Raw genomic sequence first — 7,522 nt, 5'->3', positions numbered from 1 at the left:
GCGCGCTTCCCCTCGATCACGCCGTTCGCGCCGGTGGCAACGTCGAGCGAAGCCTGCAGCGAGGGCAGGCTCGCCATGACGGTCTCGGCCTGATCAGCGACGTCCTTCGGCGAGGTCGCGGCGCTGGCGCCGAGCGCCACGAGCTTGCCTGCGACGTCCTTGCGCGTGTCGAACACAACGAGCTTGTGTCCCGCCTCGATCAGCCGCCGCGCCATCGGGAAGCCCATGTTTCCGAGCCCGATGAATCCGATGTCCATGGTGTTTCCTTGTGATTGTCATTCGTTGTTGGTTGAACGTGAAGCCGGCGATCACCACCCGTCATCCCGGGGCATCGCGAAGCGATGAGCCCGGGATCCATAACCTCGAGAGGTCGTGACGCGACAGCGGTCACTCCGAGTTTCCGTAACCACATCCTCCTGTGGCTATGGATCCCGGGCTCGCGCCTTGCGTGCCCGGGGATGACCTCGGACAGGTCTCACGCCTTGCCGTCGATCTCCGCGAAAACCTCGCGCGCGATGCGGAAGCTGTCGACGGCGGCCGGCATGCCGCCGTAGATCGCGACCTGCATCAGGATCTCGCGGATCTCCTCGCGCGTCACGCCGTTGGTCAGCGCGCCCTTGAGATGGGCGCGAAACTCGTGCTGGCGGTTGAGGATCGCGATCATGGCGATGTTGAGCATGCTGCGGGTCTTGCGCGGCAGCTCCTCGCGGCCCCACACCGTGCCCCAGCAATATTCGTTGAGCATCTCCTGGAACGGACGATTGAAATCGTCGACGTTCTTCAGGGCGTTGTTGACATAGGCCTCGCCCAGCACCGCTTTGCGGACTTCCAGGCCCTTGTCGTGCATCTTCTTGTCCATGGCGTTCCTCTATCTGTCCTGCGCTTTTCTCTCGGGAATGGCGGGCGGAAGTTACGGGGTTGAACCGGGCCAGTCACGTCCTCGTGTTATGCGGGAAAAGGGGGCTCTCCCGTACAGGAACGGATGCCTCAGTGCTGCCGTTGTGATAGGCTCTGCTCTACCGGGCAACCTGGAGAGTTGATTGAACGGCGTCACCCCCGAGCCGTCAGACCCGATCCGCAACAGTGACGCGCTGTCGCGGCTGAAGCTGGCGCAGGCCCTCGAGCGGGCCACTTATGCCATCGCGTGGGAGCGTGCCTGGCCTCATGCGGCGCGTCTTTTGACCGTCGTCGGCCTGTTCCTGGTGGTGTCCTGGGCCGGCCTCTGGCTGGCGCTGCCGTTCCTGGCCCGTGCCATCGGCCTTGCCCTGGTCGCCGCGATCGCGGCCGCCGCCCTGTTTCCCCTGATTCGCTTCCGCGGGCCGAGCCGGGAAGACGCGCTCGCCCGGCTCGACCGGGGCTCGGGCATCCGTCACCGCCCGGCCACCACGCTCACGGACACGCTGACCTCGCAGGACCCGGTCGCGCAGGCGCTGTGGCAGGCGCAGCGCGAGCGTACGCTGGCGTCCATCAAGCGCATCCGCGCCGGTCTGCCGCGTCCGCGGCTCGCGCTGCACGATCCCTGGGCACTGCGCGCCCTTGTCATGGTGATGCTGGTGGCGACCTTCTTCGCCGCCGGTGACGAACGCGCGATGCGGCTTGGCGCGGCCTTCAACTGGAACGGGGTGCTGGCGCCCGCCAATGTCCGCGTCGATGCCTGGGTGACGCCGCCGCTCTACACCGGCAAGCCGCCGGTCATCCTGTCGGCGGCCAACAAGGAGGCCGCGGCGTTGCCGCCCAGCGGCCCGCTTGCCGTTCCCGCCGGCTCGACCCTGATCGTGCGCTCCTCCGGCGGTAACCTGGATGTCGCCGTCTCCGGCGGCCTCAAGGAGGTTGCCCCCAACGAAGCCAGTCCCAAGGGCACCAACGAAAGGCATTTTGCCATCTCCGGCGACGGCACCGCGCAGGTCCGTGCGCCATCGGGCCAGCCGCAATGGGCGTTTGCGGCAACACCGGACCGTCCGCCGACGATTGCGCTCGCAAAGGATCCGGAGCGTCAGGCGCGCGGCGCGCTGCAGCTCTCCTACAAGATCGAAGACGATTACGGCGTCACCGGCGCCGAGGCGAAGTTTGCCCCGCGATCCGCCGATGCCAATGATGGCACCAAGGATGGTGCCAAGGCTGCGGCCGGCGAGGGTGACACCAAGGTCGCTCCGCGTCCGCTGTTCCAGCCGCCGCAATTTGCGCTGGCGCTGCCGAATGCGCGGACCCGCAACGGCGTCGGACAGTCGGTGAAGGATCTCAGCGAAGACCCCTATGCCGGTGCCGAGGTCACGCTCACCCTTACGGCCAAGGACGAGGCCGGCAACGAGGCCATGAGCGAACCGTTCAACATGCGCCTGCCCGAACGGCTCTTCACCAAGCCGCTGGCGCGGGCCTTGATCGAGCAGCGCCGTATCCTCGCGCTCGACGCCAACAAGAACTCCGACGTCTATGCCGCGCTCGACGCGCTGATGATCGCGCCCGAAATGTTCACGCCGGAGCCCGGACAGTATCTCGGCCTGCACAGCGTGGCCCGGCAGCTCGAGGCCGCTCGCACCGATGACGCCCTGCGCGAGGTCGTGGCAAGCCTGTGGGCGCTCGCCGTGACGATCGAGGATGGCAAGATCTCCGACGTCGAGAAGGCGTTGCGCGCGGCTCAGGAGGCGCTGAAGCAAGCGTTGGAGCGCGGTGCAAGCGACGAAGAGATCAAGAAGCTCACGCAGGATCTGCGCCAGGCGCTGAACGATTTCATGCGCCAGCTCGCCGAGCAGTTGCGCAACAACACTGATCCGCAGCAGCTGGCCCGTCCGCTCGACCCGAATACCAAGGTCTTGCGCCAGCAGGACCTGCAGAACATGATCGACCGCATGGAGCGCCTGTCGCGCTCGGGCGACAAGGACGCCGCCAGGCAATTGCTCGAGCAGCTCCAGCAGATGCTGGAAGGCCTCCAGATGGCGCAGCCGGGACAGTCCGGCGAGAGCGACATGGAGCAGGCGCTCAACGAGCTCGGCGACATGATCCGCAAGCAGCAGCAGTTGCGCGACAAGACCTTCAAGCAGGGCCAGGATTCCCGGCGCGAGCGCTCCCGCGGCAAGCAGCAACAGGGCGACCAGTCCATGTCGGAGCTGCAGCAGGACCAGCAGGGGCTGCGCGATCGGCTCAAGAAGCTGCAGGACGAGCTTGCCAAGCGCGGTCTCGGGCAGAAGGGTGAGAAGGGGCAGAAAGGCCAGCAGGGACAGAAGGGCCAGCAAGGCGACCAGGGCCAGCCCGGCCAGAATGGCGATCAGGACGGCGATCAGGGCGATGACGACGGCAGCCTGGATGCGGCCGACGGTGCCATGGGCGATGCCGGATCGAAGCTCGGCGATGGCAACGCCGACGGCGCCGTGGACTCGCAGGGCAAGGCACTCGACGCGATGCGCAAGGGCGCGCAGAAGTTGGCCGAGGCGATGCAGCAGGGCGATGGTGACGGCCAGGGTGACGGCCCCGGCCCGCGCGCCGGCCGTCAGCAGAGTGGCGGCAACCAGACCGACCCGCTTGGCCGTCCGCTGCACGGGCGTGAATTTGGCGACGATTACACGGTCAAGATTCCCGGCGAGATCGACACCCAGCGTGTCCGCCGCATCCTCGAAGAGCTCCGCCGCCGTCTCGGCGATCCCTCACGCCCGCAGATCGAGCTCGACTACATCGAGCGGCTGCTGAAGGAGTTTTGAGGCGCACTCTTTGACTCCACACGCGGTGTCATCGCCGGGCCGTGACCGGGCGATCCAGTATTCCAGAGGCCGGCGTTGAAAGATCTCGCCCTTGCCACATCCGCCGCGGTGCACTGGATGCCCCGGTCAAGCCGGGGCATGACAGGGAATATTTGGCCGCCGCTACCCTTTCTTCGCTGCCAACGCATCGGCGACCGCCGTGCGGATATCGGCGACCGAGAAAGGCTTGGTCACGACGTCATGCACCAGCGCATTCAGGTTCGAGGCGCGCTCGCGCTGGTCGGCAAAGCCGGTCATCAGCAAGATGGTCAGGTCGGGGAAATCGCGCGCCGCAGAGAGCGCCAGCGCGATGCCGTCCATGATTGGCATCTGGATGTCGGTAAGCAAAAGGTCGAAGGCGCCATCCTCGCGAGTCAGGATCTCCAGGGCCTCGGCGCCGTCCTGGGCGGTGACGGTCTCGTGGCCGTCCATGGCGATGGCGCGCGCCACCAGCGTGCGCATCGAATCCTCGTCGTCGGCGATCAAGATTTTCGGCATGAGACCAAACTCGGGATCAATCTCCCTTGGAGGGGCGATTATACGTTGCCGCCGGCAATGTCGCGCCGGTTAAAGAAACGAACATCGATATTGCGGCCCTCCGGGGGCGGCGAAGCCAGGCGCGAGCGGAAGAAGGCGCGCTCGCCGGGCCGGAGCACGGTCTGTTCCAGCACCGTGTTCCAGGCATAGATTTCCGCGCCTTGCGCGTCACGCACGGCAAAGCGTAGGCGCGGGATGTCGAGCGGCTTCTTGCTCGCCCCGACGATCACGCCTTCGATCACTAGCACCTGCTTACCGTCCACGGTTTCGCTGGAAAGCTTGACGTCCTTGAAGGCAAGGCCGCGCAGATTCACCTCGAGCCCGACGATCTTGTAGAAGGCTGCCGTCTGGGGGAGCAGCCGCACAACGTCGCCGCGCCAGATCACCAGAGCCAGCACCAGCGCGCCCATCGCGGCGCAGGCGGTCGGCAGGCCAAGATAGGATTTGCGCGGAGGCGCGGTGGGGACGGGGCGGCTCACCCGCGCGCCGCGGCGCCGGAACAGGCTGCGGAACCAGGACTGGTGCTGTACGCCGGCGACTTCCCCCTCGGCCTCGCGGGCCGCCGCCGACCATTCGTCTTCGGTGTCCCGGGCATCCTCACCCGGCAAGTCGCTGGCAATCGAGGGGCTGTCGACGACGGGCGCATCAGTGGCGCCGTCGTCCTTGGCATAAGAGTTCCATTGCTCGGCGAGGTCTGACTGGTCGTCGGCTCGGCTGGCCTCTGCCATCGCCGGAACGGACGCCTCCTCGATGGCGTCTTCGGCATGGGCGATCCAGGTCTCCTTGCAGCGGGAGCAGCGGACCGCCCGTCCGTTCGCCCCAAGGCTGGCGAGCTTGATGGCGTAGGATGTCATACAATGGGGGCAGACGATATGCATGGACGAGCCTTGATGCATGAACGAGGTGGTGGACTGGTCTTGGCGTTGCCCTTGTCATGGAGAACCGGGCGCCCTTTATGCTACAGGCCGACCGTTAACGAACCGGAAACCATAACGGCGGCAAAACCCATTGATCGCGCATGGCGGAGCGCCGCAATGCGACCCCCTCTCGAACGGAGCTGAGCTTGGTTCGGTTCGAAAATGTCGGATTGCGTTACGGCCTGGGGCCGGAGATCCTGCGCGATCTCAGCTTCCAGATTCCGGCGCATTCCTTCCAGTTTCTCACCGGACCGTCCGGCGCCGGCAAGACCTCCCTGCTGCGCCTGCTGTTCCTGTCGCATCGGCCGACGCGGGGCCTCGTCAATCTGTTCGGCCACGACATCTCGCAGCTCGGCAAGGACGAGATCGCTGACTTGCGCAAGCGCATCGGCATCGTGCTCCAGGATTTTCGCCTGCTCGACCACATGACCACCTACGAGAACGTCGCGCTGCCGTTCCGCGTGATGGGTCGCAGCGAGTCGAGCTACCGCAAGGAGGTGATCGACCTGTTGCGCTGGGTGGGGCTCGGCGAGCGCATGGACGCGCTGCCGCCGATCCTGTCGGGCGGCGAGAAGCAGCGCGCGGCGATCGCGCGCGCCGTGATCTCGCGGCCCCAGCTGCTGCTCGCGGACGAGCCGACCGGCAGCGTCGACCCGACGCTCGGCCGCCGTCTGCTGCGGCTGTTCATCGAGCTTAACAAGTCAGGCACCGCCGTCATCATCGCCACACACGACATCGGCCTGATGGACCAGTACGAGGCGCGGCGCCTGGTGCTGCATCAGGGACGGCTGCACGTTTATGAGTAGGACCGACGAGCGCGGCGTGCTGGTGGACCTCGGGCAGGAGCGTCCGCAGCTTCCGGCCAAGGCGCGCAACATGTCGCCGATCGTGCCGCGCGCCTCGATCCACGGCCGCGCGCTGCTCGCCGTCGTCGCCATCATGACCTTCCTTGCTTCGATGGCCACGGGCTCGGTGCTGCTGGTGAGCGCCTCCGCAGCCGAATGGCAGTCGGACGTCGCAAGCGAGATCACCATCCAGGTCCGTCCGCAGGCCGGCCGCGATCTCGATCGCGACACCGCGGCGGTGACGGAGGCGATGCGCGCGCAAGCCGGCATCGTCGAGGTCAGGCCGTTCAGCAGGGACGAGAGCGGCAAGCTGCTCGAGCCCTGGCTCGGCACCGGGCTGTCTATGGACGATCTGCCGGTGCCGCGCATGATCATCGCCCGCGTGCAACCGGGCACGCTGCTCGATCTCGGCGCTTTGCGTGCGCGCGTCACCCAGGTCGCGCCGAGTGCGAGCGTCGACGATCATCGCGCCTGGATCGAGCGCATGCGCCTGATGACGAACGCCACCGTGCTGGCCGGCCTCGGCATCCTCGCGCTCGTCATCATCGCCACGATCATCTCGGTGTCGTTCGCGACCCGCGGCGCCATGGCGGCGAACCGTCCGATCGTCGAGGTCCTGCATTTCGTCGGTGCCGGCGACCGCTACATCGCCAACCACTTCCTGCGGCATTTCCTCAGGCTGGGCCTCGAGGGCGGCGTGATCGGCGGCGGCGCCGCCATGCTGGTGTTCGGCTTCTCCGAGTCCATTGCGGGCTGGTTCTCCGGTACCCCCGTCGGCGACCAGTTCGCCGCGCTGCTCGGCACTTTCTCGCTGCGGCCGTCCGGCTACATCGTGCTCGCCGTCCAGGCCGTGTTGATCGGGGCCATCACCGCCGTCGCCTCACGTCAGACGCTGTTCGCGACGTTGAACGACGTCGACTAGGATTGAGAAACCGGACTCCACTTCGCCTCAAAACATCCTAAAATCCACCCAGGGAAGGGATTTCCGACATCGCATGACCGCGCCGACCGACGATCGATCGCCGAAACTGCCGCGCGGCTGGCTGCGCGCGACCATCGTGTCGACGATCGCGCTTGCCTTCGTCGTTGCGGCCGCGGGCTTCGTTGCGTTCCTGGCGCAATTGCGCGGCGCCGAGAAGGTGCCCGATCGCAAGGCGGACGGCATCGTCGTCCTGACCGGCGGCTCCTCGCGGGTGTCGGACGCGATGGAATTGCTCGCTGCCGGTTATGGCAGGCGGCTCCTGATCTCCGGCGTGCATCCGACCTCGACGGCGAGCGACATCTCGCGCACCTTGCCGGAGAACCAATCCTTCATGACCTGCTGCGTCGATCTCGACCGCACCGCGCTCTCGACCCGCGGCAATGCCGCGGAGGCGCGGCGATGGGCCGAGGAACGCCGATTCACATCGCTGATCGTAGTCACCTCCAACTACCATATGCCGCGCGCGCTGGTGGAATTCTCGCACGTGATGCCGCAAACGACGTTGATTCC

The 7,522-nt window shown here is 66.6% G+C and carries 8 protein-coding genes; 4 read left to right on the top strand and 4 right to left on the bottom strand.

The window, feature by feature from the left end; translation table 11 throughout:
* Positions 1-257 (bottom strand): NAD(P)-binding domain-containing protein (locus JHD07_RS24700; RefSeq protein ID WP_291626800.1); only part of this gene is annotated, 257 nt, incomplete at its 3' end.
* 218 nt (positions 258-475) lie between these two features.
* Complete coding sequence (locus tag JHD07_RS24695) at positions 476-859, bottom strand: carboxymuconolactone decarboxylase family protein (RefSeq protein ID WP_028134137.1); 384 nt, start codon at positions 857-859, stop codon at positions 476-478.
* A gap of 181 nt (positions 860-1,040) precedes the next feature.
* On the opposite strand from JHD07_RS24695, the gene JHD07_RS24690 reads away from it, so the two are divergent.
* On the top strand, positions 1,041-3,692 hold the full coding sequence (locus JHD07_RS24690) for a TIGR02302 family protein (protein WP_291626793.1): 2,652 nt from the start codon (positions 1,041-1,043) through the stop codon (positions 3,690-3,692).
* Between the two features lie 162 nt (positions 3,693-3,854).
* On the opposite strand, the gene JHD07_RS24685 is transcribed toward JHD07_RS24690, so the two are convergent.
* Positions 3,855-4,229 carry a response regulator gene (locus JHD07_RS24685; protein ID WP_028139933.1) on the bottom strand — a complete coding sequence of 125 codons (375 nt, stop codon included), beginning with the start codon at positions 4,227-4,229 and terminating at the stop codon, positions 3,855-3,857.
* Between the two features lie 38 nt (positions 4,230-4,267).
* Positions 4,268-5,146 carry an MJ0042-type zinc finger domain-containing protein gene (locus JHD07_RS24680; RefSeq protein WP_291626790.1) on the bottom strand — a complete coding sequence of 293 codons (879 nt, stop codon included), beginning with the start codon at positions 5,144-5,146 and terminating at the stop codon, positions 4,268-4,270.
* A gap of 185 nt (positions 5,147-5,331) precedes the next feature.
* Between JHD07_RS24680 and ftsE the strand changes: the two genes are divergently transcribed.
* The 3 genes from ftsE to JHD07_RS24665 form a co-directional block, all read left to right on the top strand.
* A complete protein-coding gene (gene ftsE, locus JHD07_RS24675; protein ID WP_063694655.1) occupies positions 5,332-5,991 on the top strand; it encodes a cell division ATP-binding protein FtsE in 660 nt (219 codons plus the stop codon).
* Positions 5,984-6,952, top strand: coding sequence for an ABC transporter permease (locus JHD07_RS24670; RefSeq protein ID WP_291626785.1), 969 nt, complete (start codon positions 5,984-5,986; stop codon positions 6,950-6,952). Before ftsE ends, JHD07_RS24670 begins: the two co-directional genes overlap by 8 nt.
* 73 nt (positions 6,953-7,025) lie before the next feature.
* Positions 7,026-7,522: YdcF family protein (locus JHD07_RS24665; protein WP_291626783.1), on the top strand; the 497-nt coding region annotated here is incomplete at its 3' end.

It is taken from the genome of Bradyrhizobium sp., from assembly GCF_016462955.1.
GTDB lineage: Bacteria > Pseudomonadota > Alphaproteobacteria > Rhizobiales > Xanthobacteraceae > Bradyrhizobium.
Note: the sequence above shows the minus strand (reverse complement) of the source record. Positions and strands in the feature narration are given on the sequence as shown.